At 49.1% G+C, this 685-nt stretch carries 1 protein-coding gene; it reads right to left on the bottom strand.

Features of this window, described 5'->3' with window-relative positions:
* The coding region (locus WMO23_RS11410) for a transposase (RefSeq protein ID WP_349174148.1) at nucleotides 1-685 on the bottom strand (685 nt) is incomplete at both ends.

Below are 685 nucleotides of genomic sequence, written 5' to 3'. Positions count from 1 at the left end.
AGGATGTCCTGCATCCGGAAATTGCGTTTCTTCGCTAACTGACAGAGCTGGTTCGTCGTCTTCTGGCCCTGCTTGGCAGCAATGCTTTGGAGTCTGGCTTTGCGTTTGTTCCAATACTGGTTGATAGATTTGAGTTTACGACCGTCCATAAGGAACGACGTCCCCGTATTGGTAACGCAGGCGGCCAGATTGTCCAGGCCCAAGTCGATAGCCAGGACACGGTCTGGCGAGGTTTTCACCGGTTCTGGGTCCTCTAGGCAGCAATACTGAATCTTGAAATACCGTCCGCCATACATGGGACAGATGCGGACTTCCTGAATCGTCTTATCCTTCAGTCTATCCGGAAAAGGAATCCGAATCCGATGGCCGTTATGGCGTTTCATATATTCACGGCTCATCGGCACTGTTAAGAAGCCATTCTTAATGTTGATGGCATTCGTGGACAAGATGAGACTGAAGAGCTCCCCTTTTTCACGATAGTGTGGCAGGCGGACAGCCTTTGAACCATAGTCACCTGACTTGACTTTCTGCAAAAGCCCGAAAAAAGAACGAAAACTGCGGTCGGCCATCTTCAATATCTGTTGGGCGACACCGGCCTGCAACAAGCCATAGTTTTCATTTTCCTTGCAAATGGGGTAATTTTCTTCGTACCGCAAGAATTGATGAGTATCGAAGTAATGCTGCC

Source organism: Megasphaera intestinihominis, from assembly GCF_040096415.1.
GTDB lineage: Bacteria > Bacillota > Negativicutes > Veillonellales > Megasphaeraceae > Megasphaera > Megasphaera intestinihominis.
This window is presented reverse-complemented; position numbering and strand designations above follow the sequence as displayed.